Source organism: Aerophototrophica crusticola (assembly GCF_012913305.1).
Lineage (GTDB): Bacteria > Pseudomonadota > Alphaproteobacteria > Azospirillales > Azospirillaceae > Niveispirillum > Niveispirillum crusticola.
In genome coordinates this window covers 2274414-2300369 of the sequence record NZ_CP051775.1, presented here as the reverse complement: position 1 = coordinate 2300369, position 25956 = coordinate 2274414, and the positions used below count along the sequence as shown (strand labels likewise).

The window sequence follows — 25956 nt, the reverse complement described above, 5'->3', positions numbered from 1 at the left end:
TCTCCCCACCGGGGAGAGGGTCGGGGTGAGGGGGAAACCCCGCCTCAGACCCAAGGAACCCGTCCCATGCCCAAGGTCCTCATTTCCGACAGCCTGTCCCCCCGCGCCGTTGAGATCTTCCGCGAGCGTGGCCTCGAGGTGGACGTCAAGACCGGCCTGAAGCCGGACGAGCTGAAGGCCATCATCGGTGAGTATGACGGCCTCGCCATCCGCTCCGCCACCAAGGTGACCAAGGACATCCTGTCCGCCGCCACCAACCTGAAGGTGGTCGGCCGCGCCGGCATCGGCGTCGACAACGTGGACGTGCCCGCCGCCACGGCCCGCGGCGTGGTGGTGATGAACACGCCCTTCGGCAACTCCATCACCACGGCGGAGCATGCCATCGCCATGATGTTCGCGCTGGCCCGGGAAATCCCGGCCGCCAACGCCTCCACCCACGCCGGCAAGTGGGAGAAGAACCGCTTCATGGGCGTGGAGCTGTACGGCAAGGTGCTGGGCGTCATCGGCTGCGGCAACATCGGCGGCATCGTGGCCGACCGGGCCGTGGGGCTGAAGATGAAGGTGGTCGCCTTCGACCCCTTCCTGTCGCCGGAGCGGGCGCAGGAGCTGGGCGTGGAGAAGGTGGAGCTGGAGGACCTGCTGCGCCGGGCCGACTTCATCACCCTGCACACGCCCCTGACCGAGCAGACCAAGAACATCCTGGACGCCAAGGCCCTGGCCAAGACCAAGCCCGGCGTGCGCATCATCAACTGCGCCCGCGGCGGCCTGATCGTGGAGGAGGCGCTGAAGGCCGCCCTGGACGCCGGCCACGTGGCGGGCGCGGCGCTGGACGTGTTCGCGGTGGAGCCCGCCAAGGAGCACCCGCTGTTCGGCAACGAGAAGGTGATCTGCACGCCCCACCTGGGTGCTTCCACCACCGAGGCGCAGGAGAACGTGGCCCTGCAGGTGGCGGAGCAGATGTCCGACTACCTGATGACCGGCGCCGTGGTGAACGCGCTGAACATGCCGTCCGTCAGCGCGGAGGACGCGCCGAAGCTGCGCCCCTACATGAAGCTGGCCGAGCAGCTGGGCAGCTTCGCCGGCCAGATCACCGAGACGGGCATCAAGGCCGTCACCATCGAGTATGAGGGCCAGGCGGCGGAGCTGAACACCCGCCCGCTGACCGCCATCGTGCTGAAGGGGCTGCTGTCGCCCCTGATGGAGTCGGTGAACATGGTCAACGCCCCCGTCATCTGCAAAGAGCGGGACATCAAGGTGAGCGAGACCAAGCGGGAGCTGGCGGGCGACTACCAGACCCTGGTCCGGGTCATCGTCCAGACGGAGCAGCGCACCCGGTCCGTGGCCGGCACCCTGTTCGGCGGCGACAAGCCGCGCCTGGTGGAGATCGAGGAGGTCCCCATCGAGGCGGAAGTCACCCCGAACATGCTGTTCATCCGCAACGAGGACAAGCCGGGCTTCATCGGCAAGCTGGGCACCACCCTGGGCGACGCGGGCGTGAACATCGCCACCTTCCACCTGGGCCGCACCGCCCCTGGCGCCAACGCCATCGCGCTTGTGTCCGTGGACCAGGCCATGGGCGAGGGCCTTCTGGGCACCATCCGCGGCCTGCCGAGCGTGGTGCGGGCGAAGGAGCTGAGCTTCTAATTCGCGTTCCCTCAATCGCCGGGCGCCCGCTCCGCGGGCTTGGCTTGCGCGCACACGTGTGCGCGGGCCGGCGGTCGCCGGCCACCGATGGCTGCCGCCACCGGGTTGGGGTGCGACCGCTTAGCCCGTTCGGTTAGGCTTGGGTGAAAATCATCACAAAGAAGGCAACGACTTTGTGGTAAGACGTTGGGCGCCGCGCCGGTCGGGTGCGGCGCCCAATTGACTCCAGACCACCCCAACGGACGCAGGTGTTCGGCGATGAAGTACGGCAACGATCCCAATATCGCGAGCGTGAGCAAGAGCGACCTCGCCTCCTCCCTGCAGGAGATCAGCCGTGAGCTGGAAGGCCTGCGCACCGAGATCGAGAAGGTGGGCACCGTCGCCCAGCAGATCGACGCCATCGCCAAGCAGACCAACCTGCTGGCCCTGAACGCCACCATCGAGGCCGCCCGCGCCGGTGAGGCGGGCAAGGGCTTCGCCGTCGTGGCGGGTGAGGTGAAGAACCTGTCCGGCCAGACCGCCGCCGCCACGGCGGAGATCTCCAACGTGTTGCAGAGCCTGACCAAGCGCACCCAGCACCTGGGCCAGCTGGTCGAGCGCGCCATCACCAGCGCCTGACGCGCATGCCCGGGCTTCGGCCCGGGCCCTCAGTCGCCGGCCTTGTCGGCGTCCAGTTCCTGGCCGCCGACATCCTGCTTTACAGCGGCTCCGCGCCCGCCTACCTGATGCCTCCGGGTCTCGGGTTGGCGGGCGTTGGCATTTCAGATGGACGACAAGCGCAAGAACGTCGCCGTCATCGGCGGCGGGCCGGCCGGGCTGATGGCGGCAGAGGTGATGGCCGCAGCCGGGCTGGCGGTGGACGTCTATGACTCCATGCCGTCGGTGGGCCGCAAGTTCCTGATGGCCGGCCGCGGCGGCCTGAACATCACCCATTCCGAACCGCTTGACCGCTTCCTGTCCCGCTATGGCGAGGCACGGCCCCTGTTTGAGAGGCTGTTGCGGCGCTTCACCCCCGCGGACCTGCGGGCCTGGTGCGAGGGGCTGGGCGTTCCCACCTTCGTCGGCTCGTCCGGCCGGGTGTTCCCCAAGACCTTCAAGGCTTCCGTCCTGCTGCGCGCCTGGCTGAACCGGCTGGCGGGGCAGGGGGTGCGATTCCACCTGCGCCACCGCTGGCTGGGCTTCGGGCCGGATGGCACCCTGCGGCTGGAGTCGCCCGAGGGGCCGAAGGAAATCCGCCCCGCCGCCACGGTCCTGGCCCTGGGCGGGGCGAGCTGGCCGCGCCTCGGGTCCGATGGCTCCTGGGCGCCCCTGCTGGCCCGGTCCGGCGTGGGGATCGCGCCCTTCCGCCCGTCCAACAGCGGTTTCGACCTGGCCTGGAGCCCCGGCTTCCTGGAAAAGGCGGAAGGGGAGCCGCTGAAGCGCATCACCCTCACCTTCGCCGGCCGCACCGTGCCGGGGGAACTGGTGGTGACAAGGGCGGGGCTGGAGGGCGGTCCCCTCTACGCCCTGTCTGCCCCCATCCGCGACGCCATCGAGCGGGAGGGCCAAGCGGTGGTGAGCCTGGACCTGAAGCCGGACCTGACCCTGGCCCAGGTGCAGAACAAGCTTGCCCGCTCCTCCCCCTCCGACAGCCTGGCCAACCGGCTGCGCAAGGGCCTGTCCCTGGCCCCACCCGCCGGGCCCCTGCTGCGGGAATTCGCCGACGGCCAGGACCTGTCCCGCCCTGCCACGGTGGCCGCCCTGGTCAAGGCGTTGCCCATCCCCCTCACCGGCGTGCGTGGCCTGGACCGCGCCATCTCCAGCGCCGGCGGCATCCGGCTGGGGGAGCTGGACGAGGGACTGATGCTGACGAAGCTGCCAGGCGTCTTCGCCTGTGGGGAGATGCTGGATTGGGAAGCGCCCACCGGCGGGTACCTGCTGCAGGGCTGCATGGCCTCCGGTGTCACAGCGGGTGAAGGCGTGCGAAAGTACGTGGATTCTTCGATGACTGTCCTTTGACAGCCGAAAGGGGTAGGTCTAGCCTGTCCCGATGATGCTGCGCGCGGGCCTCGTCCTCCTTCTTGCCTTCCTGATGTCGGTGCCGTCCGCCCGCGTATCGGCCTGGACCCTCCGGGCCGTATCGGCCGATCCCGTGGTCCTCGCCTATGAGGCGGCGCCGGAAGGCCAGGGCCTGGGGCTGGAGCTGGCCCGCATGCTGCTGGACCGGCTGGGCGCCGACGCGGCCCAGTTCCGGGCGGAACCGATCCCCGGCACCCGCCGCGCCCGCCTGTTCGAGGAAGGCAGCACGCCCCTCTGCTCCTTCTTCCATGTCCGCAGCCCGGCCCGGGAAGCCGCCCGCCATTGGGTGGCGGAAATGTCCTATGGCCAGACGGTGCTTGTCCGGCTGGGCGATGGGCCCGACCTGCCCGGCCCGGGTGAGCCTGTCCTGGTCTTCGCCGGCTCCCATTACGAGGCCATGGCCCGGCAGGAAGGCTGGATGGTAGAGCCCATGCGGGTCCGCGACCATGCCGGCCGCATGCTGTCCACCGGCCGGGTCCAGTGGTGGCTGGAGGAACTGTCCGTCGTCCGCCAGGCCGAGGTGAAGGGGCTGGTCCCGCCCGTCCGGGTCACCAAGGCGTTCGCGCCGATCCCGGCCTGGCTGGCCTGCTCCCTCTCCGTGCCGGAACCGCACCTCCTGCGCCTGCGCGCCGCCTTCAACAGCCTGCTGGCCGACGGCAGCTATGCCGCCCTGCTGGCGCAGGTGAACCTGCCGATGCCGCGGCCGGAAGGGGGCGTGCCGGGGCAGTAGCGGTCACGCCCTCGGTACCGGCACCACATGGGTGCTCTTCACCTCTTCCATCACCATGTAGGTATGGGTCTGGGCGACGCCCTGGATGCTGGACAGCTTGTCCCCCAGGAAGGCGCGGTAGGCGGCCATGTCGGCGACCCGCACCTTGATCAAATAGTCGAACCCGCCCGCCACCATGTGGCATTCCTGGATTTCGTCCAGCCCTGCCACCGCGTCGGCAAAAATCTGGAACACGTCCGGCGTCGTCCGGTCCAGCCGCACCTCGATGAAGGCCATCAGCGCCCGGTCCAGCTTTTCCGGGTCCAGCAGGGCCACGTACTGGCGCACATAGCCTTCCCGTTCCAGCCGCCGGACCCGCTCCAGGCAGGGGGTGGGGGACAGGTTGACCCGGCGGGCCAGCTCCACATTGGCGATGCGCCCATCCTCCTGAAGGATGCGCAGGATGTTCAGGTCAACCTTGTCAGGTTTGTGGCCATTGCCCCCGGTCACCGGATTTCCTCCGCCGATCTGGCTTTCTGATAGGAGAACGTACTGCAAAACCGCGGAGAATGGCGAGAAATCCGCCAGTGTCTTTGCCATACTCCGGCCAATTCCACCTGCTGCCCTGGGGTATCCCATGTCGCTTGCCACGGTCGACCTCCCGCCGGCCCAAGACCTTGCGTCCCTGCGTGCCACGCTCCGCGCCACCAAGCACCAGCGGGAGGAGCAGGCCGTCACCGCCCTGCTGCGGGGCCACGGCCTTTCCGGCGGGGAGCGGCAGGCCATCCATGACCGGGCGGTGGCGGTGGTGAACGCCGCCCGCGGCCGGCGCAAGGAGCTGGGCCCGTTGGACGCCTTCCTTCAGGAATTCGGCCTGTCCAACCAGGAAGGCATCGCGCTGATGTGCATCGCGGAGTGCCTGCTGCGCATCGCCGACCCGGAGACGGCGGACCGGCTGATCGCGGAGAAGATCGCGCAAGGGCAATGGGACAGCCACCTGGGCCGCAGCGACAGCGTGTTCGTCAACGCCGCCGCCTGGGGCCTGATGCTGACCGGCAAGGTCACCGGCCTGGAGACGGGGGAGAAGGACGCCAAGGGCTTCCTGAAGCGCATGGTCGCCCGGTCGGGGGAGACGGTGATCCGCGCCGCCATGGGCCAGGCCATGAAGGTGATGGGCGACCATTTCGTCATGGGCAAGACCATCACGGAGGCCCTGGCGGAGGCCCGCAAGGCCAAGCCCGCCGGCACCCTGCACAGCTACGACATGCTGGGGGAGGGGGCCCGCACCTGGGAACAGGCGAAGCGCTACCTGGAAGCCTACAAGAACGCCGTGGACAAGGTGGGGGCGGAGGCCGGTGGCAAGGGCCCGACGGCCGCCCCCGGCGTCTCCATCAAGCTCAGCGCCCTGCACCCGCGCTATGTCCAGGCGCAGCATGCCTCGGTGATGGCGGAGCTGGTGCCGCCGGTGAAGGAGCTGTGCCTCCAGGCCAAGCGCTGGGACATCAACCTGACCATCGACGCGGAGGAGGCGGACCGCCTCGACCTCTCCCTCGACGTCATCGCGGCGCTCGCCCATGACCCGGACCTGAAAGGCTGGAACGGGTTGGGCCTGGCCATCCAGGCCTACCAGAAGCGCACCGTGCACTTGGTGGACTGGCTGGCAGCGCTGGCCCGCTCGGCCGGCCGCCGGCTGATGGTGCGGCTGGTGAAGGGCGCCTATTGGGACAGCGAGGTGAAGTGGTCCCAGGCCGCCGGCCATGCCGACTACCCTGTCTTCACCCGCAAGGCGGCCACGGACCTGTCCTACCTGGTCTGCGCCCGCAAGATGCTGGGCCACCGCGACGCCATCTACCCGCAGTTCGCCACCCACAACGCCTATACCATCGCCGCCATCCTGCACTTGGCGGGCGACAACCGGGACCTGGAATTCCAGCGCCTGCACGGGATGGGGGAGCTGCTGTTCGCCGCCGCGCGGGACGTGCTGCCGTCCATGCCGCGGGTCCGCGTCTATGCCCCCGTGGGCACGCATGAGGATTTGCTGCCCTACCTGGTCCGGCGCCTGCTGGAGAACGGGGCCAACAGCAACTTCGTCAACGCCTACATGGACCCGGACGTGCCGGTGGCGGAGGTGGTGGCCGACCCGGCCCGCACGCTGGAGGAACAGGGCACCCTGCGCCACCCCCGCATCCCCCTGCCGGAGGGGCTGTATGGGGAGGAGCGGTCGAACAGCAAGGGCTATGACCTGAGCGCGCCGGACAAGCTGGCCGACTTGCAGGCCGGCATGGCCAAGGCGCTCTCCCGCCCCTGGACCGCGGGTCCTATCGTCGGTGGCAAGGAACTGCCGGGCCCCGCCAACCCTGTGACCGACCCCGCCGACCGCAAGCGCAAGGTGGGCACCGTCACCCTGGCCACGTCAGAGGCGGTGGAGGAGGCCCTGTCCCGCGCCGTGGCCGCCCAACCCGCCTGGGACCGGACCCCGGCCGCGGAGCGCGCCGCCTGCCTGGACCGGGCCGCCGCGCTGATGGAGGAGAACCACCAGGCCCTGTTCGCCCTGCTGGTCCGTGAGGCGGGCAAGACCCTGCCCGACGCGGCGGCGGAAATCCGGGAAGCGGTGGATTTCTGCCGCTACTACGCCGCCCGGGCGCGGGAACAGTTCGCCGCTCCGGTGCGCCTGCCGGGTCCTACGGGGGAGAGCAACGAGCTGTACCTGACCGGCCGCGGCGTCTTCGCCTGCATCAGCCCCTGGAACTTCCCGCTGGCCATCTTCATCGGCCAGGTGGTGGCCGCGCTGGCGGCGGGCAACGCCGTGGTGGCCAAGCCGGCGGAGCAGACCCCCCTGGTGGCGGCAGAGGCGGTGCGCCTGCTGCACCGGGCCGGCGTGCCGGCGGACGTGCTGGCCCTGCTGCCCGGCGACGGGGAAGTGGTGGGGGCCGCCCTGACCCGCGACCTGCGCGTTTCCGGCGTCTGCTTTACCGGCAGCACGGAGACGGGCCGCGCCATCAACCGCACGCTGGCCAACCGGGACGGCGCCATCGTGCCGCTGGTGGCGGAGACGGGCGGCCAGAACGGCATGATCGTCGATTCGACGGCCCTTCTGGAACAGGTGGTGGATGACTGCGTCACCTCCGCCTTCCTCTCCGCCGGGCAGCGTTGCTCCGCCATGCGGGTGCTGTTCGCGCAGGAGGAGGTGGCGGACAGGCTGGCCCACATGCTGGCCGGCGCCATGGACCTGCTGCGCCTGGGCGACCCCATGGACGCCAGCACCGACGTGGGCCCGGTGATCGACGAGGGGGCGCGGACCATCCTGCGCGACCACGCCGCCCGCATGGACCGGGAAGCCAAGCTCATCAAGGCCGTTCCGGTGCCGGAACACCTGAATGACGGTACCTTCTTCGGCCCCCGCCTGTATGAGGTCGCCAGCCTGTCCCAACTGCCGCGGGAGGTGTTCGGCCCCGTCCTGCACATCATCCGCTTCAAGGCCAACGCCCTGGACAAGGTGGTGTCGGACCTGGCGGCCACCGGCTATGGCCTGACCTTCGGCGTGCATACCCGCTTGGAAAGCCGCTCCATCGAGCTGTTCCACCGGCTGGGGTGGGGAATACCTATGTCAACCGCAACATGGTCGGCGCCGTGGTGGGCGTGCAGCCGTTCGGCGGCCAGGGTCTTTCCGGAACCGGTCCAAAGGCGGGCGGCCCGCACTACCTGCTTCGTTTTGCTACCGAGAAGACCCTGACCATCAACACCACGGCGTTCGGTGGGAATGCTTCCCTGCTCGAACTGGGCGGCTGACCCGAAAGGATTGGGGGCGGGATGGGCGACCGGGGTGCCCATCCCACTTCCAAGCACACGCGAAAAGGGTTTTTTGCGTGCCATGATATGGTTTACTTAATAAGTGAAGTCCCTCCCATTCACGGCGGGGCGCCGGGCCCCCCGGGGTCGGCAGCAACGAATATGGTCCGGTGCTTGATGGCGGAAATTGCGGACGCCCCCCTGGTTCTCATCGTCGAGGATGAGCCGGCGACCAGGGCCCTCCTTGCCGGATACTTCCACCAGGCCGGTTTCATCGTGGTGGAAGCGGAGAACGGTCGGCAGACCCGTGACGCTCTGCTTCGCCAGCCACCCGACCTGGTGCTGCTGGACATCGAGCTTCCGGATGAGGACGGCTTCACCCTGGCCCGCAGCATCCGGGACATCTCCAACGTCGGCATCATCATCGTCACCAACCGCGCCAACGAGGATGACCGCGTCTTCGGGCTGGAGACGGGCGGCGACGATTACGTGACCAAGCCGCCCAACCCGCGGGAACTGCTGGCCCGCGCCCGCAACCTGCTGCGCCGGACCCACCCCAGCAAGATGCGGCTGGCGGAGGGCATGGTGCGCCGCTTCGGCGGCTGGACCATGGATCTGGCCCGCCGACGCCTGATCGACCCGCAGGGGCGGGAGGTCCGGGTGACCCGGGGGGAGTTCGAGCTGTTGGCCCTGCTGGTCCGCTCCGGCGGCCGGGTGGTGACCCGCGACCAGCTGATCGACGCGGTCAGCGGCACGGACCGGAACCCCAACGACCGCACCATCGACGTGCTGGTCAGCCGCCTGCGCAAGAAGATGGCGGATGAGAGCGGCCAGACAAACCTGATCCTGACGGAAAAGGGCCTGGGCTACCGGCTGGGCGCCGACGTGGGCTGACGGTCGGGTCCGGGGCAACCGGGCCGGGTGCCGTTCAGAGCGTGTTTACGGTCAGCGTAAACACGCTTTAGGTCCCCAGCTTGGCCTTGTACTGGTCCAGCGCCCGGGTCCCGGCGGCATAGGCCGGGGCAATCTTAGCAGCCCGCTCCAGGGCGATCTCCCGCTCCCCGCCGTCGGCCTTGGCTTCCGTTTCCCGGCACAGCCTCGCCAGGGCGGGCAGGCCCACCGTCAGGGCGCCGCTGCCCAGCTTGTGGGCCGCCCGGCCCAGGGTCTTCAGGTCGCCGGCGGCCAGGGCGGCTTCCACCGCCGCCACCGTCACCGGCGCGGTCAGCAGGAAGCTGTCCACCACATGGGCCACCCGGACCGGTCCCAGGATTTCCCGGTGCCCGTCCAGCACGCTGCTGTCCAGCACCCCGGGGTCCGGCTCCGCCGGGGCGGCCGGCTGGCCGGGGGCCGCGGGGGCAGGGGACGGCGACTTGGCTGCCACCCCCGCCAGCACGGCGCGCAGGCTTTCCCGTTCCAGCGGCTTCTGCAGGGTGCCGTCCATCCCGGCGTCCCCATGCTTCGCCTGGTCGGCACCGCTGGCATTGCCGGTCACGGCGATGATTGGCACGGCGGCCCGGACCGGGTCGGGCAGGGCGCGGATGCGGCGGGCGGCGGCCGTGCCGCTCAGCACCGGCAGCCTGATGTCCATCAGCACCAGGTCGAACCCGCCGGCAGCGGCCTTCTCCACGGCCTGTTGCCCGTCCAGGGCCTCCGTCACCCGATGGCCGTCGCGCTCCAACAGGGTGCGGGCCAGCAGGCGGCTCACATCGTCATCCTCCACCACCAGCACGGACAGGGGCCGCGCCGGAGTCGCGGCCGGCGCCGGGAAGGTCGCCAGGGACAGGGGGCGCTTCGGGGGGGCCTTGGTCGCCGCGGGTGACAGGCGCTCGTCCAGCAGGCGCCGCAGCCGCTCGGCGGAGACGCGGATCTGTTCCAGGTGGGAGGCCTGCTCTGCCGAAAGCGGGGTCCCGGCCAGAAGCTGCGCGAAGCCCAACAGCCCGTTCAGCGGCGTCCGCAGGTCATGGGCCAGGGCGCGCAGGTCAGGCCCCGCCACCGCCGGCGCTTCCACCGTCGCCGGGACGGCCGGCGCCGGTTCCGCCGGGGGCGCGGTGGCGGCTGGGGCCGGCTCCCGCCCTTGCCGGGCGGCCAGCAGCATGAAGCCTGTCAGGTTCAGCGCCGCCACGGCCAGCACGACGCCGGCATGGGGGAATGGCTCGGGCGCGGGGCAAAGCCAATAGATCGCGAAATGGCCGACCGTCAGCAGGCTGCCCAGGGCCAGCGCCACCGGGGGCCGGTTGGGTGCCAGCAGATAGACCAGCATCAACAGCAGGATGGCCATCAAATGCCCGGGCAGCGTCTCCGACCACAGGCTGAAGGCCAGCACATGGCCGGCCACCAGCAGCCCCTGCCACAGGGCCAGGGGCAATCCTGCCGACTCCAGCCCCCGCGACAGGGCCAGCCGGGCCACGCCCAGGGCCACCAGCACCGCCAGCACCCGCACGGCCAGCAACCCGGCTAGGGCGGGGCCGTCGGGGGCCAGGCCTACGTCCAGCCCGATCAGCAGCAACGACCCCAGCCCGCCGACGGCCAGGGTCCGCCACAGGCGTGCCGCCTCCGGCCCCGTCGGGCCTGCTGTTGCAGCGAAGCCCCGGTCTTCGGATTTCAGGGGGGCGGGATGAAAAATGGTCATGGCATCCGCATGGTAACCGCCCGATTTATAAAGCCTTGAGGGTTGCGGGTCCATGACAGGACTGTCCGCCCCCCGGTGTCCCGAGGTCCGTCCATGCCCAAGCCGTCCGCCCGCCTGATCCTGCCCGCCCTCGCCGTCGCCGCCTGCTGCCTGGTTTCCGCCCCAGCGCCGGCCCGGGATGCCGAACCCAACGGCGCCACCATCCAGTGGGCGCAGCAGATCCTGGACGACAAGGGTTTCTACCAGGGCCGGGCCAGCGGCAAGCTCGACTCCGCCACCGCCGCCGCCATCAGCGCCTACCAGAAATCCGTCGGGCTGAAGGCCACCGGCCGGCTGGACAAGGCCACCGTGGACAGGCTGCTGGCCGAACGGTCGGAAAAGCAGGCCCCCACCGTGGGCAACCTGGCCGACCCCAACAGCCGTGCCAAACCCTCCAGCCCCATGCTGCGGGAGGAAGAGGTGCGCCCCCAGGCTGCCCCCACCATCCGGGGCGTGGAGCGGGGGGAGGGTGGTGAGCAGACGCTCCTGAACACCGCGCCGCCGGACATCGCCCGCCCCGCCGCCGGCAGCCCGCCCGGCGCCACGCCCCGGGCCGCCCCCCCGGCCGCCCGGGTGGAGCCCTCGCCCGGCGCCGCCCCGGCCCCGTCCGTCACCGCCGGTGACCCCGCCGGCCCCAGCGCCGCCCCCCGCGCCAGCGTGGAGGCGGAGGGCGGGCCGGAGGGCGGCTTCGACCTGTCCGCGCTCACCGCGTCCAACGGGGTCCGTTATGGCCTGCTCGGTGCCACCGGCCTGATCGTGCTGGGCATGCTGTTCGCCTGGTGGCGGGGCGGCCGTGTCCCGGCGGCGCCCAAGCCCGCCCCCCGCGCCGCCGCGGCCCCCGCGCCGACCGCTACCCGCCGCGCCCCCAGCCTGGGCGGAACGTCCCAGCCGGGTCGCCAGGGCCCGACCCTGACCGCCACGCCGCGGGCCGGCATGCGGCCGAACCGCTGAGGTCTGAACGCGCGATTCCAGTAATCCGGGTCGGAACAAGTCATCTCATTACTTGGTTGGGCAGCCATCATGTCCGATTCGTGCAAGGTTCGGCGAAACAACGAAATCGACCCAAGACCCTGCCGTCCCTAAGCTTTGCCCCCGGAAATCCCGCGATGAACGGGAACGCGGACCGGCCGGACCTCGCGCGACGGGACACCGGCCCCGCCTGGCAAAGGCAGGAGACGCAGCATGGCGATGGTGTTTGACGCCCCGGATTTCGACAACCACGAGCTCGTGCTGTTCGGGCGCGATGCCGACACCGGCCTGAGCGCCATCATCGCCGTGCATTCCACGGCCCTGGGCCCCGCCTGCGGCGGCTGCCGCATGTGGCCCTATGCCAGCGAGGGCGAGGCGGTGCGCGACGTGCTGCGCCTGTCCCGGGGGATGAGCTACAAGAACGCCATGGCCGGCCTGCCGCTGGGCGGCGGCAAGTCCGTCATCATCGGCGATAGCCGCAAGGACAAGTCGGAGGCCCTGTTCCGCGCCTTCGGCCAAGTGATCGACAGCCTGGGCGGCCGCTACATCGCGGCGGAGGACGTGGGCATCACCGTGGCCGACGTGATGGCCATGGGCAAGTCCACCAAGCATGTGGCCGGCCTGTCCAAGGGGCACGACGCCAGCGGCGACCCGTCCCCCTTCACCGCCTACGGCGTCTATCTGGGCATCAAGGCGGCGTTCGCGCATAAGTTCGGCAACGACAGCCTGAAGGGCGTGCGGGTGGCCGTGCAGGGCCTGGGCAATGTGGGGTCCCACCTCTGCCAGCGCCTGGCCGATGACGGGGCAGTGCTGCTGGTCAGCGACATCCATGCCGACAACGTGAAGCGCGCCATGGACCGGTTCGGGGCCATCGCCGTGGACCCCGCGGCCATCCATGCGGCAGAGGCGGACATCTTCGCCCCCTGTGCCCTGGGCGCGGTGCTGGATGAGCGGACGGTGCCCCAGCTCAAGGCCAAGGTGGTGGCCGGCGGGGCCAACAACCAGCTCGCCACCGACGACATCGGGGAGCTGGTGCGCCAGGCGGGCATCCTCTACGCGCCGGACTATGTGATCAACGGCGGCGGGATCATCAACGTCTCCGCCGAGGTCACCCAGGCCTATGACCGCGACTCGGTCCTGCGCCAGGTGGAGCGCATCCCCCACACCCTGACGGACATTTTCCGCCGCGCCGACCGCGAGGGCCGCCCCACCAGCGCCATCGCCGACCAGATGGCGCGGGAGCGGCTGTCCGCCGCCCGGCAGACCCGCCTCGCCGCGGAGTGACCGGCAGGCCGGGACGGGCGGCCCCACCCGGGTTTGACCGTCCCGGCCTTCGCTGCCCGGCGCAACATTCGCCGCGAGCCGATGGTTCTATTCCCGAACCATCGGGAGCAGGGCCTTGGACGGCAGCACCATCGACCGGGATATCATCGCCGAAGCCCAGGCCTCGGCCGAAGCGGCGGACCTGCGGTACGTGAATGATGACGAGCCCGGCATCCGCCGCCGGAAGTCGGGCAAGGGGTTCACCTACAAGGGTCCGGGCGGGCAGACGGTCAAGGACCCCGACACCCTGGCCCGCATCCGGGCACTGGCCATCCCGCCCGCCTATACCGACGTCTGGATCTGCCCCGACCCGGACGGCCACATCCAGGCCACGGGCCGTGACGCCAAGGGCCGCAAGCAGTACCGCTACCACCCCCGCTGGATGCAGGTGCGCGACGCCGACAAGTTCGAGCGGCTGATGGCTTTTTCCCGCGCCCTGCCGGAAATCCGGGCCCGGGTCGACGCGGACATGCGCCTTCCCGGCCTGCCCAGGGAAAAGGTGCTGGCCTGCGTGGTGAAGCTGCTGGACACCACCCTGATCCGCATCGGCAACGACACCTACGCCAAGGAGAACAAGAGCTTCGGCCTGACCACCCTGCGCGACCGCCACGTCAAGGTGGAGGGCAGCGCGGTCCGCTTCAGCTTCAAGGGCAAGAGCGGCAAGGACTGGGACCTGAAGCTCACCGACCGCCGCCTGGCCAAGCTGGTAAAAGCCTGCCAGGAGGTGCCCGGCCAGCGCCTGTTCCAGTTCCTGGAAGCCGACGGCAGCCGCCACTACGTCACCTCCCAGGACGTCAACGCCTATATCCGGGAGGTTGCGGGCGCCGACTTCAGCGCCAAGGATTTCCGCACCTGGGCCGGCACGGTCCTGGCCGCCTTCGCTCTCCACGAGATGGAGCGGGTGGACAGCCAGGCCGCCCGCAAGCGCAACCTGACCAGCGCCATCCGCAAGGTCTCCAGCCGCCTGGGCAACACCCCCACCGTCTGCCGCAAATGCTACGTCCACCCCCAGGTCATGGACGCCTACCTGGAAGGCAGCGTGGTGGAGCAGGTCCAGGCCGAGGTGCGCCGGGAACTGTGCCACGACCTCTCCGGCCTGACCCCGGAAGAGGTGGCCGTCCTGGCCTTCCTGGAACGGCGGTTGGGGGAGGAGGTGAAGCAGGCGTGAGGCGGGCATGCCGGGCCATCTCCCCGCCCCCTCTCCCCACCGGGGAGAGGGTTGGGGTGAGGGGGATCGCAAGACTCGCGAAGCGCTGACATGACCTTCCGCCTGCTGGCGGCGCGCCCCCTCACCCTGCCTCTCCCCGGTGGGGAGAGGGGATTTTACCCCAACTCCGCCCGACCGGGCCCCAGCACCCGCACTGCCTCCTCCCCGCCCACCTGGCGCAGGTGGGCGGCCATCTCCCCCTTGACCCACGCCACGAAGGCGGACACCTCCGGCCGGCGGAAATGCTCGGGCGGGGCGACCAGGTGGAAGGCGTCCTGGGGGATCTCCACGGGGAAGGGGCGGACCAGCCGTCCTGCCGCCAGCTCGTCGCCGGACAGCACCAGGTCCCCCAGGGCGATGCCCTGGCCGTCGGCCGCCGCGTCCAGCGCGTGGGCGGCCTCGAAGAAGCGGGGACCTTCCAGCCGCGTGACCCCCTCCACCCCCGCCGTGGCCAGCCAGCGATACCAGGGCTCGTCCGGGTATTCCAGCAGCAGGGGCCGGCCCAGCAGGTCCCGCGGCTCCCGCAGCCCCTCCACCAGGGCGGGCGTGCCCACGGGGAAGGTGTGCACCACCGCCAGCACCTGCGACCGCAGCCCCGGCCAGGGCCCACGGCCGAACCGGATGCCGAGGTCGGCATCGGCGTGGAAGTCCGCCTTGGCGGGGGTGGCGTCCAGGCTGGCCTCGATGCCCGGATGTTCGATCTGGAACCGGGCCAGCCGCCGGGCCAGCCAGCGCTGGGCGAAGGACGGGTCCACCGAAAGGCGCAGCCGCCGCCGCTCCGCCCCCGCCGCCAGCTCCGCCGTGGCGGCGGCCACCATGTCCAGGGCGGCGGTCAGGGTGTCGCGGTACCGGGCCCCGGCGTTGGTCAGGCGCAGGCCCCTGTTGTGCCGCTCGAACAGGGGGCGGCCCAGCCAGGCCTCCAGCTCCTTCACATGGCGGCTCAGGGCCGGGTGGCTGACGTTCAGCTCCGCCGCGGCGCGGGTCAGGCTCTCGTGCCTCGCCACCGCCTCGAAGGCGCGCAGGGCGGTCAGCGGGGGCAGGCGGCGGGCCATGGCGGGGCGGTTCTGCTGTAATCCAGGGTTACAGCCACTGTAACGAGACGGTATTCGACGTCAACCACCGGCCGGTGCAGACTCCGCGGCAAGACGTGACGCCAGGAGGCACCCATGACCCGCCCGATCCAGCCCAACCCCCTTGCCCGCCTGCTGGGGGAGGTCTTCTCCCTGTTGCTGCTGCTGCCCGGCATCGGGCGCGACGGAACAAGCGTGCGCCCGCCCCGTGCCCGGCATTGACAAGGCGGCCCGGCTTCCGGCAGTTGGGGGCACCACAATTGGCGGGAGCATTGAAGGCATCCCGCCGCAACAGTCTGGGACGCCCTTCTGATGACCGACGTCGCGAACGCCGCCGACACGCCTGTGTTGCCCCTTTTCTACAACAACCCCGTCGCCGTCAGCGCCCAGCGCCACGGCTCCTGGAAGGTGCGGCAGGACCGTGACTTCAGCTATGCCGCCGGCACCCATGCCGTGCCGGTGATCGTGGATGAGATCCCGGCCCTGCAGGGCCACTACCCCATCGTCTTCTCCGGCGGCGAGAACCCGGGCGTCATCGCCCTTGTGGGCCTGCGCCAGGACGAGAACCTGATGGTGGACGCCGACAACAAGTGGCGCCAGGGCTACCCGGTGCCGGCCTATGTCCAGCGCTACCCGTTCCTGCTGGTGGAGATCCCGCAGGACCAGCGCTTCGTGCTGATCATGGAGGAGGACGCCCGCTGCGTCGGCCCGAACGGCCAGATGGCCCTGTTCGAGGACGGCAAGGGCACCAAGTTCGGCAACGACCTGATGGACTATTGCGTCGCCTTCAACAACTCCGCCCAGGTCACCGCCCAGTTCTGCGAGGCGCTGAACGCCCAGGGCCTGCTGGTGGAGCAGCGCGCCGACGTCATCACCCATGACGGCAAGCGCCTGTCCCTGTCGGGCTTCAAGGTGGTGGACGAGCAGAAGTTCAACGCCCTGCCGGACGAGACCTTCCTGGAGTGGCGCAAGCGCGGCTGGGTCGGCCTGGTCTATGCCCACATGATGTCCCTGGGCCGCTGGCAGTCCCTGATCGACATCATGCGCGAGCGCGACACCCGCGCCGCCTGATAGGGCTTCGCCAAGCCGACGGCCATCCCGTGGTCGTCGCCAGGCCGGCGACCGCCGGCCCGCGGGCCCGTGCCCGCGCGAGCCAAGCGGCCGGAGGCCGCGCCCGGCGCCTTAGGGAACACGAAGAGCCACGGCCCCGACGCTCCCGCGTCGGGGCCGTAATCTTTTGTTCAGGCGGATCGGGGTGGACCCCGCGCATGGGGGCGCTATAGTCGTCCGGTACCTCTCCCGCACAGACGGTGGCCGAAGATGAACCTGGAAATCCGCACCTTCAGCATCCGTGACGCCGCCAGCGAGGAGGATGAGGGCCGGCTGGCCGCCTTCCTGCGCACGGTGGAGGTGGAGCGGATCGACACCGCCTATGCCGACGGCGGCTGGCGGGTTCTGGTGCATTTCCGCGACCTGCGCCGCAAGGAGGAGCGGGCCCAGATCGAGACGGCGATCCAGGCCGCCCTGAACCTGTGGCGCGCCGACATGGCCCGCAACCTGGGCATCGACCGTGAGGCGGTGCTGCCCTCCGCCCTGGTGTCGGAGGTGGCCCGCTACGCCCCGACGACGGAGATCGAGCTGTCCGTCATCGCCAACGCCGTGGGCGTCAACGTCCGCGAACGCGGCGCCGACATCGTCCGCGTCGTCCGCCAGACGATGGAAGAGCTGACGGGCGAGGATCTCTGACGGGGGTTGGTTCCCCCTCCCCCCCGTGGGGAGAGGGGGCAGTGTCACGATCCCGCCGGTTCCACCCTCAACACCACCCCGTCCGCCGCCACCACCCGCACGGCCGCCCCGGCGGGCAGGTCCCGGGTGCTGCTGACGGTCCAGAGCGAGTCGCCCACCCGGGCACGGCCGCGGCCGTTGACGACGCCGCTCTCCAGCACCACGGTGCGGCCCACATACTGCTCCGCCCGGCGGTTCAGGCCGGGCTCGTCCGTGTCGCCCGGCTTGCCCCGCGGGATGAAGCGGGACGCGGCGAAGGCGATGATGCAGAGCAGGGCGAACAGGCCGAACTGGGCCTGCCAGCCCAAATCGGGGAACACCACCAGCACCATCCCCACGCACGCCGCCGCCACCCCCAGCCAGAGGAACGCCGCCCCGGGGGCGAAGATCTCCACCGAGGCCAGCACCACCGCCAGCACCCACCAGTGCCAGAACACGAGCTTCAGCGACTCCATGGCGCCCTCCCGTCAGGCTTGGTCGCCACCCGCCGGGCCCCAGGGGCCGGCCGGGGGCTGGGGGGCAGGGGGAAGGTTGGGGCGGGGCGCCGGGGCCTTCGGGGCTGCCGCGCCGCCGCCGTCCTTGCCGGGGAAGGCGTCCCTGGCCAGCTCGGCCAACCCGCCCAGGGCGCCGATGATGCCGGTGGCCTCAACGGGCATGAACAGCAGCTTCTGGTTCGGGCTGTGGGCGAACTCCTTCCAGCTCTCCAGGTATTTCTGGGCGACGAAGTAGTTGATGGCCTGCACGTTGCCGCCGGCGATGGCGTCGGACACCAGCCGCGTCGCCGCGGCCTCCGCCTCCGCCGCCCGCTCCCGGGCCTCCGCGTCGCGGAAGGCGGCCTCCCGCCGGCCCTCCGCCTCCAGGATCGCGGCCTGCTTCTCGCCCTCGGCGCGCAGGATGGCGGCTTGGCGCAGGCCCTCGGCCTCCAGGATCACGGCGCGGCGGTCGCGCTCCGCCTTCATCTGCCGGGCCATGCTGTCCACCAGGTCGCGGGGCGGCTGGATATCCCGGATCTCGATGCGGGTCACCTTCACGCCCCAGGGCTGGGTGGCGTCGTCCACCACGTGCAGCAGCTGGGCGTTGATCTTGTCCCGCTGCGACAGCAGCTCGTCCAGGTCCATGCCGCCCATCACGGTGCGGATGTTGGTCATGGTCAGGTTCAGGATGGCGGTCTGGAGCTGGTTGACCTCATAGGACGCCTTGGCAGCGTCCAGCACCTGGAAGAAGACGACGCCGTCCACCGTGACCATGGCGTTGTCCTTGGTGATGACCTCCTGGCTGGGCACGTCCAGCACGGTTTCCATCATGTTCATCTTGGCGCCGACCCGGTCCACGATGGGGATGATGAAGCTCAGCCCCGGCCGCAGCGTGTGGGTGTACCGGCCGAACCGCTCGATCGTGTACTCCATGCCCTGCGGCACCGTCTTCACCCCCGCCAGCAGCAGGATCACGGCAAAGACCACCACCGCCAGCACGAACAGGCTCACCGCCTCCATCCCCGCCCCCCTGTCAGTTCCTTGGGCGCAAGTATGTCACAGGGGCACTGCCGATGCACGCGGTGCGGGTAGGCGGGAATATGCAGGCCGGCCCTGGGAAACTATCCCCGATCAGCGCCCCGATGGTGCGGAGCTGCGGGGTGGCGTCGCACAGGATCTTGAAGACGGCCAGGATGGGCACGGCCAGCAACGCCCCCGGCACGCCCCACAGCCAGCCCCAGAACAGCACGGTGGCGAAGACGAAGATGGGGTTCAGGGTCAGCCGCCGCCCGATGATGGCGGGCGTCAGGAAATTCCCCTCCACCGCGTGCAGCAGCAGGAAGGCGGCGGAAGGCGCCAGCACCTGCCACCAGATGTCGAAGGTCAGGGCGGCGACCACCAGCATGATCGCCGCCATGATGAAGGGGCCGATGAAGGGGATGAAGTTGGCGATGCCCCCAGCATGCCGAACAGCACCGGGTTCGGCACCCCCAGCGCCCAGAACACCCCGGCGGCCACCAGCCCCAGCAGGATGTTGATGATGGTGATGGTCACCAGATAGGCGCTGATGTTGATCTGCACCGTGTTGACGATGTCGGCCAGGTGCAGCCTGTCCCGCACCCGCGGCATGGAGCGCAGCACGCTTTCCAGCGTGTGCCGCCCGAAGGCCAGGAAGAAGAAGGCCAGCGCCACGGTCAGCCCCGCCTGGGCCAGCACCACCTGGGTCTGGGTCAGGATCGTGTCGGCCAGGGTGGGGCCGCGGACGACCACCTCCCGCGGGCCCCTGGCGTCGTTGCCCATGTCCTGGATTTGCTCCGTCGCCTTGCGGGCGTGGGCGATGCCGGCCTGGATGTCCTTCAGCTTGACCTGCAACTCCTTCATCACCCGGGGCGCCCGGTCCACCCATTCCGCCGCCGGCCGGGCCACGGACAACAGGCCCCAGCCCAGCGCCGCCACCAGGGCGAAGACCACCAGGGCCGCGCCCAGCGGCTCCGGCACGCGGATGCGCCGCAGGCGCTTCACCAGCGGCCGCAGCAGCAGGGCCAGCAGGAAGGCCAGGAAAACCGGCAGCAGGATGTCCTGGGCGAAGTACAGGGTGTACATGACCGCCAGCGCCAGCAGGCAGCACAACACTACCTTCTGGGTCCGGTCGGGGTCATGGCGGGGCAGGGCGGCCTGTTCGGCCTTGGCCTCGGCGAAGGTGCGTTCGACCGCCGTCTGCTCGGGCATGGTGGTGCCGTGGGTCGCTCATCTGTGCGGGGACATGGGCCAGAACACCGCAGCCCGCCCCAGGGGTCCCGGGGTGCCGCGGAAGGGCGGGCCGTTGCCCTTTGGCCTCCCGGGCCGTTACCCTTGCCAGGACGAACCCAGACCCGGGACGGAGTTTCCCATGCGTGCCTTGTTCACCCGCCTGCTGCCCGCCGCCTGCCTCGCCCCAATGCTCGCCCTTGCCGCCCTGCCGGCCGCGGCGGAGGAGGTGGGCTCCTTCAGCAACGACTGGACCGGCAACGGCCTGGTGGTGGAGGCGGTGAGCGATCCCAAGATCCAGGGCATCACCTGCCATGTGGTCACCTTCGACCGCTCCGTCATCGACCGGCTGTCCAAGGGCAACTGGTTCGAGGACCCCTCCAACTCCTCCATCGCCTGCCGCCAGACCGGGCCGGTCACCATCGGCGACATCGACACGGACAAGGGCGGGGAGGAGGTGTTCTCCCAGCGCCAGAGCCTGATCTGGAAATCGGTGGCCGTGCGGCGCATCTATGACCGCAAGAACGACACGCTGGTGTATGTGGCCTACAGCCGGCAGGTGAAGGACGCCTCGGCGAAGATGAGCATCTCCACCGTGCCCCTGTTCGCAGCGAACCCCACCTGGACCAAGGGCAAGCCGACCGGTTGAGGTCGGGGGCGGCAACGGCGCCGGGCAACCATTCCGATCGCCCGGGCCGGTGTTCGGCCGAATGAGTTAGGTCGAGATTAATTCTGGATTCCATGCAATATTACCCCGAATGCGCAATCAGATTGCCCGTTCGGGGGTTTGGGCATGTGGCTGAACGATCTGGTAGGGGGCAGCGGGGCCAAGGGCCGCCGCCAAGCCTTCGAGGTCCAGGTGTTCAAGACCGACCATTGGGTCATCGAGGCAGTCTGCACGACGGAGGCGGAGGCGCGCGAACTCGCCCGGAAGCTGCTGCCCAACCGCGAAGGCGTGCGCATCGTCCGGGAATACAACGGCAGCAGCCGCGACGGGACCAGCGCCGAGACCATCATCTTCTCCGAGATGCGTCAGGTGAACCCGAAGGCCGTGGTCGTCCCGGCCATCGAGGAGGCGCCGCTCTGCACCGACCCCAAGCAGTACCTGGGCGGCGACAGCCGCCGCATCGTGACCAGGCTGCTGCGCCAGTACCTGGAGCAGCGCGGCCTGACCGCGTCGGAGGTGCTCTGCCACCCGGCGGAGATGAAGCGGGCCATGAACTTCGAGGACATGGTCCCCGCCGCCGTCTCCCGCGTCGCGACGGTGCAGGCCAAGGCGGCCGGGTTGGACGTGCGCGACCGGCGGGAATCCATCTATGACAGCCTGTCCGACCTGCGGGTGCGGGCAGAGGCGGCGGCGAAGCTGAACCTGCCGAGTGCCGCCAAGGACGGCCTGCCCGCCCTGCTGGCCCAGGTGGAAAAGGTGGCGGCCGGCGATCCGGTGGAGGCGGACTATCTGGCCAAGGTCGCCCTCTGCCGCGACACGATGCAGGTCCGCAACCTGCTGGGCAAGGTGGAGTGGCTGCTGGAGACCTGCGGCGACAGCCGGCCTTTCGCCGCGGTGGACGCGCTGGTGGCGGACGCGCTGGGCTTCCCCGCCGTGGTGCAGGACCTGCTGGCCCGCCAGCCCGACCTGGGGACCGCCCTGTCCCGCCTGGTCGACATCCTGGACGGCACCTTCGAGGGGCAGAAGCACGAATCGGCACCGGCGATCACCACCCTGCTCAGCCGCTGGATCGGCAGCGGCGGCGCGCCGGAGACGCGGGGCGTGCTGCTGGATTTCCTGTTGCGGTCACTCCGCGGCACCAACCCGCTGGCCCGCGACCCGGAACAGCAGCGGGCCCGCTTCCGCACCCTGCTGGAACGGCTGGTCCGACAGGACGGCGTGCTGGCCGGGGGGAGGGGGCGGAGGCGATGACCTCGGGCTACCTGCGCTTCATCGAGCAGGGCGGGGCGGAGGGGCGGCGCCTGTCCATCGACGGGGTGCTGCACATGATGGCCCTGCCGCGGGACCGGCTGGTCTACCTGATGGCCCTGTCCGCCTCTCCCCTGGGCCAGCGGGAAGCCGGGCTGGTGCTTTCCCGGGCGCAGGCGCTGTTGGCACCCGGCCAGGGCGTCAACAGCCTGACCACGCCGCAGACGCCGCTGAAGCAGAAGATGCAGATGATGGCCGGCCTTTACCGCGCCACCCTGGCCGCCGGCTTCGATTCCGCCGACCGGGACGCCCTGGCCGACCGGGTGGACGTCATGGTGGCCGACTACATCGTCCAGGCCCAGGTGATCGAGAAGCTGGACGACCCGTCGGCGTCCCTGCGGGTCCGCGCCACCCGCCTGATGCAGTTCGCCGCCGCCGACGTGCTGTCCAGCCCCAAGGCCCGCCGCATCGTCCGCGACCAGATCATCGGCCACCTGCGCCAACCCAACTTCGACGGCAAATATGTGGAAGGCCTGACCACGCCAGAGGAAAAAACCGCCGCCATCAAGGGCTTCTACGAGCTGTTGCGGCAGGCGAAGTTCGTGTGAGAGTTTTTCTGTCCTGGTAGCGTGGGGCCATCAACATTCACGGACACGCACCAAACGCTCACAAACACGCACAAACGAAAATGCCTGCGGCGCATCGTTGTGCATTGCGGCGCAGCCAATCTTTCTTGTGAATGTTCGTGCGTGTATTGTGCGTGTTCGTGAATGTTGATGGCACCGACCCGTCCGGGACGAGAGCCCTCACCCCACCAACCGACCCAACCTCACCGCCGTCTGGCCGCGGTACAGGCGCTTTGACGGCATGATCAGGATACAGTCGTCGTACGACGTGCGGACCGGGTGGTCGCCGTCGTTGGCGATGACCGTGCCGGCGCGGGGGATTATCTCCATGCCCCGGAAATCGTCGGTGAAGCGGAACCGGTCGCTGCCCACGGTCACGGCCTCCGTCACCTCCACCACCCGGGGCGGGGCCGGCGCGTCGGGCGGCAGCCAGGGCGCCAGGTCTTCCGCCGCCACGCAGCCGGTGACCGCCAGGAAGCGGGCGGCCACCCGGAGGGCATATTCGGCCGAGCGGGGGTTCCAGTGCTGGCCGCACTCCACCAGGATGGCGGCGGCCCGACCCTCCGGGTCACTGAAGCGGCCATAATCGATCAGGCGGGGTCCCGCCAGGTGGCCGGCGTCCGCCACCACCCAGCCCGGCTCCCCCAGCGCACGGCCCAGCTCCCGCCCCGGGCCGTGCGTCCGCACAGGGTCAGGGGCGGGCTCTCATGCTGCATGGAGTGCAGGTCCAGCACCAGGTCGGCCGTGTCGAACAGGGGCCGCAGCTCCCGCGCGCGGCGCAGCTCCGCGCTCTGCCGCGCCCCTTCCAGCAGGGACGGGGACCAGATCCGGTTCATGTCCTCGTCCACGAAGCGGGACATGGCGGGGGCCATGGGATCGAACCGGTCGAAAGCCGCCAGGTTGCACAGGGCGAAGGTCAGCCGCCCCCGCCGCGGCCGGACCCCGGCCCGCAGCAGCGCGTCCACGGCATGGGCGCCGGACAACTCGTTCCCGTGCATCAGGGCGGAGACGACCACATGGGGCCCGGGCTCGGACGCGGTGAAGCTGGTGACGGCGGGAATGCCGGTGTTGCCCGCCCGCCAGCCCGACAGATCAGGTGCCTGCAACTCCGCCCGCTCCATCGTGCCGCCCCCTGCTACCATCTGCCGGCCCCCCCCATGCCATACGCCTGTGGGATTCTGTCGACCCCGGGCGCCCCAGCTTGTATACGGAATTGTGATGGTTTCATAAACGGCCAGTGACAGGGTCCGCCCGCCGGACCCCCAACACGGGCCACGGGAGGGGGAATGCCGGGAGCCATCCTACCCGCAGTGAGAGGCCGAGTGAGCAGCCGATGAGTCTGGTCATCGACGATGTGGTGGTGCGGCACGATCCGGTGGGCATGCCCGTGCCCCTGCTGTTCGACAGCCCCCACAGCGGTACCCGCTATCCCGCCGACTTCCATTTCATCTGCCCCCTGCCGGTGCTGCGCCAGGCAGAGGACACCCATGTGGACGAGCTGTTCTCCCCCGCGCCGGACCATGGCGCGGCGCTGGTCTGCGCCCTGTTCCCCCGCAGCTACATCGACGCCAACCGCGCCCCGGACGACATCGACCCTGTCATGCTGGCCGACCGCTGGCCGGGCCCGCTGACCCCGTCGGACAAGTGCAACGCCGGCATGGGCCTGGTCCGCACCCTCTGCCGCCCGGGCCTGCCCATGTATGACGGCAAGCTCTCCGCCGCCCAGGTCATCGACCGGATCGAGCGCTACTGGCGCCCCTACCATGAGGTGCTGGCCCAGTCCCTGGACGCGCTGCACGCCCGGTTCGGCAGCGTCTGGCACGTGAACTGCCATTCCATGCCGTCGCTGGCCACCGGCTCCGGCCCGGCGGTGGACTTCGTCGTGGGCGACCGCGACGGCACCACCTGCGACCCCGGCTTCACCCGGCTGGTGGCGGAGACGCTGCGCGCCATGGGCTACAGCGTCCGCCTGAACGACCCCTACAAGGGGGTGGAGATCGTCCGCCGCCACGGCCGCCCGGCCCAGGGCCGGCACAGCCTGCAGCTGGAGATCGACCGGCGCCTCTACATGAACGAGGAGACGCTGGAGCGACATGACGGCTTCGAGGAGCTGCGCGGCAACCTGACCCGCCTGGTCCGCCGCCTGGGTGAGTATGCCAAGGACCGGACGGCCCGGGTGGCGGCGGAGTAGGCCTGCCGCAGGCCCGGCCCTTTTCCCGCCATATTGGCGCGATACGTCTTCCGGTATGGGTATCCGGGGGGAGGGGGCGATGGCGCGTCAAGGGTTGGTGCTTCTTGCGGCGGCCGCCGCTTCCCTGTGGGCCCTGCCTGCCGCGGCAGAGGTCACCAGCAGCACGGGCAGCGGCTCCAGCCGCGCCTATGCCTGCCAGGCCGCCAAGACCGCCGCGGGCATCGCCGCGGGCCGCGCCGGCTCGGTCCAGGAGTATGGCCGCTGCGGTTGCGACGACAACGGCTCGGAGGGCTCCTCCTACCGTTGGAGCTGCACCGTGGACGCCTATTACGAACCCTACAAGTATTCCGGCGGCTATGGCTCGGGCGGCTATGGCACTGGCGGTTACACCCCCCGCGGCTACTCTGGCGGGTACGGCGGCGACGGCTATGGCGTGAACATCCATCCCCGCTACCAGGGCTACCAGCCCTACCCGCCGCCCGGCTACTCCCCCTACTATTCCGGCCCGCCGCCCCGTTCCTACAACCCTTACCCCTACCACAATCCCTACATCCGCCGGGACAGCAGCACCTCCGCACCGGGGATCAAGTAGGGCAGTTCAAATCCGCTTGCGCCGCTGTTCGCCAATAGCGATACTCGTTCAATGAAGCTTGTGATCGAAAGCGCGGCGTTGAAGGCTCTTCGGAAACTGCCGAAAGCTGATGCCGATGCCCTTCGTGAAAAGCTGAAGGCCTTTGCGGCCGACCCATATTCAAAGCACGGCTGGGCGAAAGCTTTCGCCCCGGGAATCGGCCGCATACGTCATGGGGATTGGAGAGCGATCTACAGAATTGATGGCGGTGTCCTAACCGTTTTCGTTCTGAAGATCGGAAACCGGCGGGAGATCTACCGATGAGCTATCAGCCGATCCGTCCGATTGCCGAAACGGCAGAGTCGGTGACGCTCAGCCGCGCTGATTTTCTGAGGCTGTCTGAATTGCTTGAGGACGCCCGCGACCTCGCGGAGGTTGAGCGGATCAGTGCGAAGCTGGCTGCCGGAGAGACGGAGGTCTTCCCGTTCGAGGTGGCCGAGCGGCTGCTGGACGGCGACCATCCCGTGACCGTCTTCCGTGAGCACCGGGGCCTCACCCTGCGGGCGCTGGCTGAGCGGGCGGGGGTGTCCGCATCCTACCTGTCGGAGATCGAGGCCGGGAAGAAGCCGGGCAGCTTCGACGCCATGGCCCGGCTGGCCGGGGCGTTGGGCATTTCCCTCGACCACTTGGTTCCGTCGCGCGAGGATTAAA

General features: G+C 70.0%; 28 protein-coding genes. 19 read left to right on the top strand and 9 right to left on the bottom strand.

The window, feature by feature from the left end:
* The first annotated feature begins 66 nt into the window (after positions 1 to 66).
* The 4 genes from serA (at position 67) to HHL28_RS11185 (ending at position 4432) form a co-directional block, all read left to right on the top strand.
* On the top strand, positions 67 to 1644 hold the full coding sequence (gene serA, locus HHL28_RS11200; protein WP_075771822.1) for a phosphoglycerate dehydrogenase: 1578 nt from the start codon (positions 67 to 69) through the stop codon (positions 1642 to 1644).
* 291 nt (positions 1645 to 1935) lie between these two features.
* Positions 1936 to 2262, top strand: coding sequence for a methyl-accepting chemotaxis protein (locus HHL28_RS11195; RefSeq protein ID WP_404325595.1), 327 nt, complete (start codon positions 1936 to 1938; stop codon positions 2260 to 2262).
* Between the two features lie 147 nt (positions 2263 to 2409).
* Positions 2410 to 3642, top strand: a complete 1233-nt coding sequence (locus HHL28_RS11190; RefSeq protein WP_075771820.1) for a TIGR03862 family flavoprotein — start codon at positions 2410 to 2412, stop codon at positions 3640 to 3642.
* A gap of 31 nt (positions 3643 to 3673) precedes the next feature.
* A complete protein-coding gene (locus HHL28_RS11185) occupies positions 3674 to 4432 on the top strand; it encodes an ABC transporter substrate-binding protein (RefSeq protein ID WP_075771819.1) in 759 nt (252 codons plus the stop codon).
* A 3-nt stretch (positions 4433 to 4435) separates the two neighbouring features.
* Here HHL28_RS11185 and HHL28_RS11180 read toward each other — a convergent pair whose 3' ends face one another.
* The gene (locus HHL28_RS11180) at positions 4436 to 4921 is read right to left on the bottom strand and encodes an Lrp/AsnC ligand binding domain-containing protein (protein ID WP_075771818.1); all 486 of its coding nucleotides are present in this window, start codon (positions 4919 to 4921) and stop codon (positions 4436 to 4438) included.
* Between the two features lie 127 nt (positions 4922 to 5048).
* On the opposite strand from HHL28_RS11180, the gene putA reads away from it, so the two are divergent.
* Positions 5049 to 8144 carry a bifunctional proline dehydrogenase/L-glutamate gamma-semialdehyde dehydrogenase PutA gene (gene putA / locus HHL28_RS11175; RefSeq protein WP_404325593.1) on the top strand — a complete coding sequence of 1032 codons (3096 nt, stop codon included), beginning with the start codon at positions 5049 to 5051 and terminating at the stop codon, positions 8142 to 8144.
* Between the two features lie 233 nt (positions 8145 to 8377).
* Positions 8378 to 9094 (top strand): response regulator transcription factor, encoded by a 717-nt coding sequence (locus tag HHL28_RS11170; protein ID WP_075771816.1) that lies wholly within the window; start codon positions 8378 to 8380, stop codon positions 9092 to 9094.
* Positions 9095 to 9161: 67 nt separating this feature from the next.
* On the opposite strand, the gene HHL28_RS11165 is transcribed toward HHL28_RS11170, so the two are convergent.
* Complete coding sequence (locus HHL28_RS11165) at positions 9162 to 10829, bottom strand: response regulator (protein WP_169655135.1); 1668 nt, start codon at positions 10827 to 10829, stop codon at positions 9162 to 9164.
* A 93-nt stretch (positions 10830 to 10922) separates the two neighbouring features.
* Between HHL28_RS11165 and HHL28_RS11160 the strand changes: the two genes are divergently transcribed.
* From HHL28_RS11160 to HHL28_RS11150, 3 genes are all read left to right on the top strand, one after another.
* On the top strand, positions 10923 to 11819 hold the full coding sequence (locus tag HHL28_RS11160; protein ID WP_169655133.1) for a peptidoglycan-binding domain-containing protein: 897 nt from the start codon (positions 10923 to 10925) through the stop codon (positions 11817 to 11819).
* A gap of 231 nt (positions 11820 to 12050) precedes the next feature.
* Entirely contained in the window at positions 12051 to 13121 is a 1071-nt protein-coding gene (locus HHL28_RS11155) for a Glu/Leu/Phe/Val family dehydrogenase (RefSeq protein ID WP_169655131.1), read from the top strand.
* A 115-nt stretch (positions 13122 to 13236) separates the two neighbouring features.
* On the top strand, positions 13237 to 14328 hold the full coding sequence (locus HHL28_RS11150; protein WP_075773017.1) for a DNA topoisomerase IB: 1092 nt from the start codon (positions 13237 to 13239) through the stop codon (positions 14326 to 14328).
* Positions 14329 to 14483: 155 nt separating this feature from the next.
* Here the strand turns inward: HHL28_RS11150 and gcvA are convergent, their stop codons facing one another.
* A complete protein-coding gene (gene gcvA / locus HHL28_RS11145) occupies positions 14484 to 15419 on the bottom strand; it encodes a transcriptional regulator GcvA (RefSeq protein ID WP_075773018.1) in 936 nt (311 codons plus the stop codon).
* Positions 15420 to 15533: 114 nt separating this feature from the next.
* Here gcvA and HHL28_RS18655 point away from each other — a divergent pair, with 114 nt between their 5' ends.
* The 3 genes from HHL28_RS18655 (at position 15534) to HHL28_RS11135 (ending at position 17183) form a co-directional block, all read left to right on the top strand.
* Entirely contained in the window at positions 15534 to 15659 is a 126-nt protein-coding gene (locus HHL28_RS18655) for a hypothetical protein (protein ID WP_404325590.1), read from the top strand.
* Between the two features lie 90 nt (positions 15660 to 15749).
* Positions 15750 to 16508, top strand: a complete 759-nt coding sequence (locus HHL28_RS11140; protein ID WP_075773019.1) for a SapC family protein — start codon at positions 15750 to 15752, stop codon at positions 16506 to 16508.
* Between the two features lie 249 nt (positions 16509 to 16757).
* Complete coding sequence (locus tag HHL28_RS11135; RefSeq protein WP_075773020.1) at positions 16758 to 17183, top strand: HRDC domain-containing protein; 426 nt, start codon at positions 16758 to 16760, stop codon at positions 17181 to 17183.
* A gap of 44 nt (positions 17184 to 17227) precedes the next feature.
* Here the strand turns inward: HHL28_RS11135 and HHL28_RS11130 are convergent, their stop codons facing one another.
* The 4 genes from HHL28_RS11130 to HHL28_RS11120 are packed head-to-tail and all read right to left on the bottom strand — an operon-like array spanning position 17228 to position 19924.
* Positions 17228 to 17677, bottom strand: coding sequence for an NfeD family protein (locus HHL28_RS11130; protein WP_075773021.1), 450 nt, complete (start codon positions 17675 to 17677; stop codon positions 17228 to 17230).
* Positions 17678 to 17689: 12 nt separating this feature from the next.
* A complete protein-coding gene (locus HHL28_RS11125; protein ID WP_083699522.1) occupies positions 17690 to 18715 on the bottom strand; it encodes an SPFH domain-containing protein in 1026 nt (341 codons plus the stop codon).
* A gap of 13 nt (positions 18716 to 18728) precedes the next feature.
* Positions 18729 to 19100 (bottom strand): AI-2E family transporter, encoded by a 372-nt coding sequence (locus HHL28_RS18650; RefSeq protein WP_404325587.1) that lies wholly within the window; start codon positions 19098 to 19100, stop codon positions 18729 to 18731.
* Positions 19079 to 19924, bottom strand: a complete 846-nt coding sequence (locus HHL28_RS11120) for an AI-2E family transporter (RefSeq protein WP_404325585.1) — start codon at positions 19922 to 19924, stop codon at positions 19079 to 19081. Before HHL28_RS11120 ends, HHL28_RS18650 begins: the two co-directional genes overlap by 22 nt.
* A 160-nt stretch (positions 19925 to 20084) precedes the next feature.
* On the opposite strand from HHL28_RS11120, the gene HHL28_RS11115 reads away from it, so the two are divergent.
* The 3 genes from HHL28_RS11115 (at position 20085) to HHL28_RS18645 (ending at position 22465) form a co-directional block, all read left to right on the top strand.
* Positions 20085 to 20591, top strand: a complete 507-nt coding sequence (locus HHL28_RS11115; RefSeq protein WP_075773023.1) for a CreA family protein — start codon at positions 20085 to 20087, stop codon at positions 20589 to 20591.
* Positions 20592 to 20735: 144 nt separating this feature from the next.
* Positions 20736 to 21860, top strand: a complete 1125-nt coding sequence (locus HHL28_RS11110) for a hypothetical protein (RefSeq protein WP_404325583.1) — start codon at positions 20736 to 20738, stop codon at positions 21858 to 21860.
* Positions 21857 to 22465 (top strand): hypothetical protein, encoded by a 609-nt coding sequence (locus HHL28_RS18645; protein ID WP_404325581.1) that lies wholly within the window; start codon positions 21857 to 21859, stop codon positions 22463 to 22465. The genes HHL28_RS11110 and HHL28_RS18645 overlap by 4 nt, the downstream gene beginning before the upstream one ends.
* Before the next feature lie 198 nt (positions 22466 to 22663).
* Here the strand turns inward: HHL28_RS18645 and HHL28_RS18640 are convergent, their stop codons facing one another.
* Both HHL28_RS18640 and HHL28_RS18635 read right to left on the bottom strand, forming a co-directional pair.
* A complete protein-coding gene (locus HHL28_RS18640) occupies positions 22664 to 23110 on the bottom strand; it encodes a hypothetical protein (protein ID WP_404325579.1) in 447 nt (148 codons plus the stop codon).
* A complete protein-coding gene (locus HHL28_RS18635; protein WP_404325578.1) occupies positions 23074 to 23625 on the bottom strand; it encodes a M14 family metallopeptidase in 552 nt (183 codons plus the stop codon). Before HHL28_RS18635 ends, HHL28_RS18640 begins: the two co-directional genes overlap by 37 nt.
* A gap of 191 nt (positions 23626 to 23816) precedes the next feature.
* On the opposite strand from HHL28_RS18635, the gene HHL28_RS11100 reads away from it, so the two are divergent.
* The 4 genes from HHL28_RS11100 (at position 23817) to HHL28_RS11085 (ending at position 25955) form a co-directional block, all read left to right on the top strand.
* A complete protein-coding gene (locus HHL28_RS11100) occupies positions 23817 to 24674 on the top strand; it encodes an N-formylglutamate amidohydrolase (RefSeq protein WP_075773026.1) in 858 nt (285 codons plus the stop codon).
* A 79-nt stretch (positions 24675 to 24753) separates the two neighbouring features.
* Positions 24754 to 25266 (top strand): hypothetical protein, encoded by a 513-nt coding sequence (locus HHL28_RS11095; RefSeq protein WP_169655129.1) that lies wholly within the window; start codon positions 24754 to 24756, stop codon positions 25264 to 25266.
* Positions 25267 to 25317: 51 nt separating this feature from the next.
* Positions 25318 to 25569 carry a type II toxin-antitoxin system RelE family toxin gene (locus HHL28_RS11090; RefSeq protein ID WP_075773028.1) on the top strand — a complete coding sequence of 84 codons (252 nt, stop codon included), beginning with the start codon at positions 25318 to 25320 and terminating at the stop codon, positions 25567 to 25569.
* Positions 25566 to 25955 (top strand): helix-turn-helix domain-containing protein, encoded by a 390-nt coding sequence (locus HHL28_RS11085; protein ID WP_075773029.1) that lies wholly within the window; start codon positions 25566 to 25568, stop codon positions 25953 to 25955. Before HHL28_RS11090 ends, HHL28_RS11085 begins: the two co-directional genes overlap by 4 nt.
* The last annotated feature ends 1 nt before the right edge of the window (position 25956 follow it).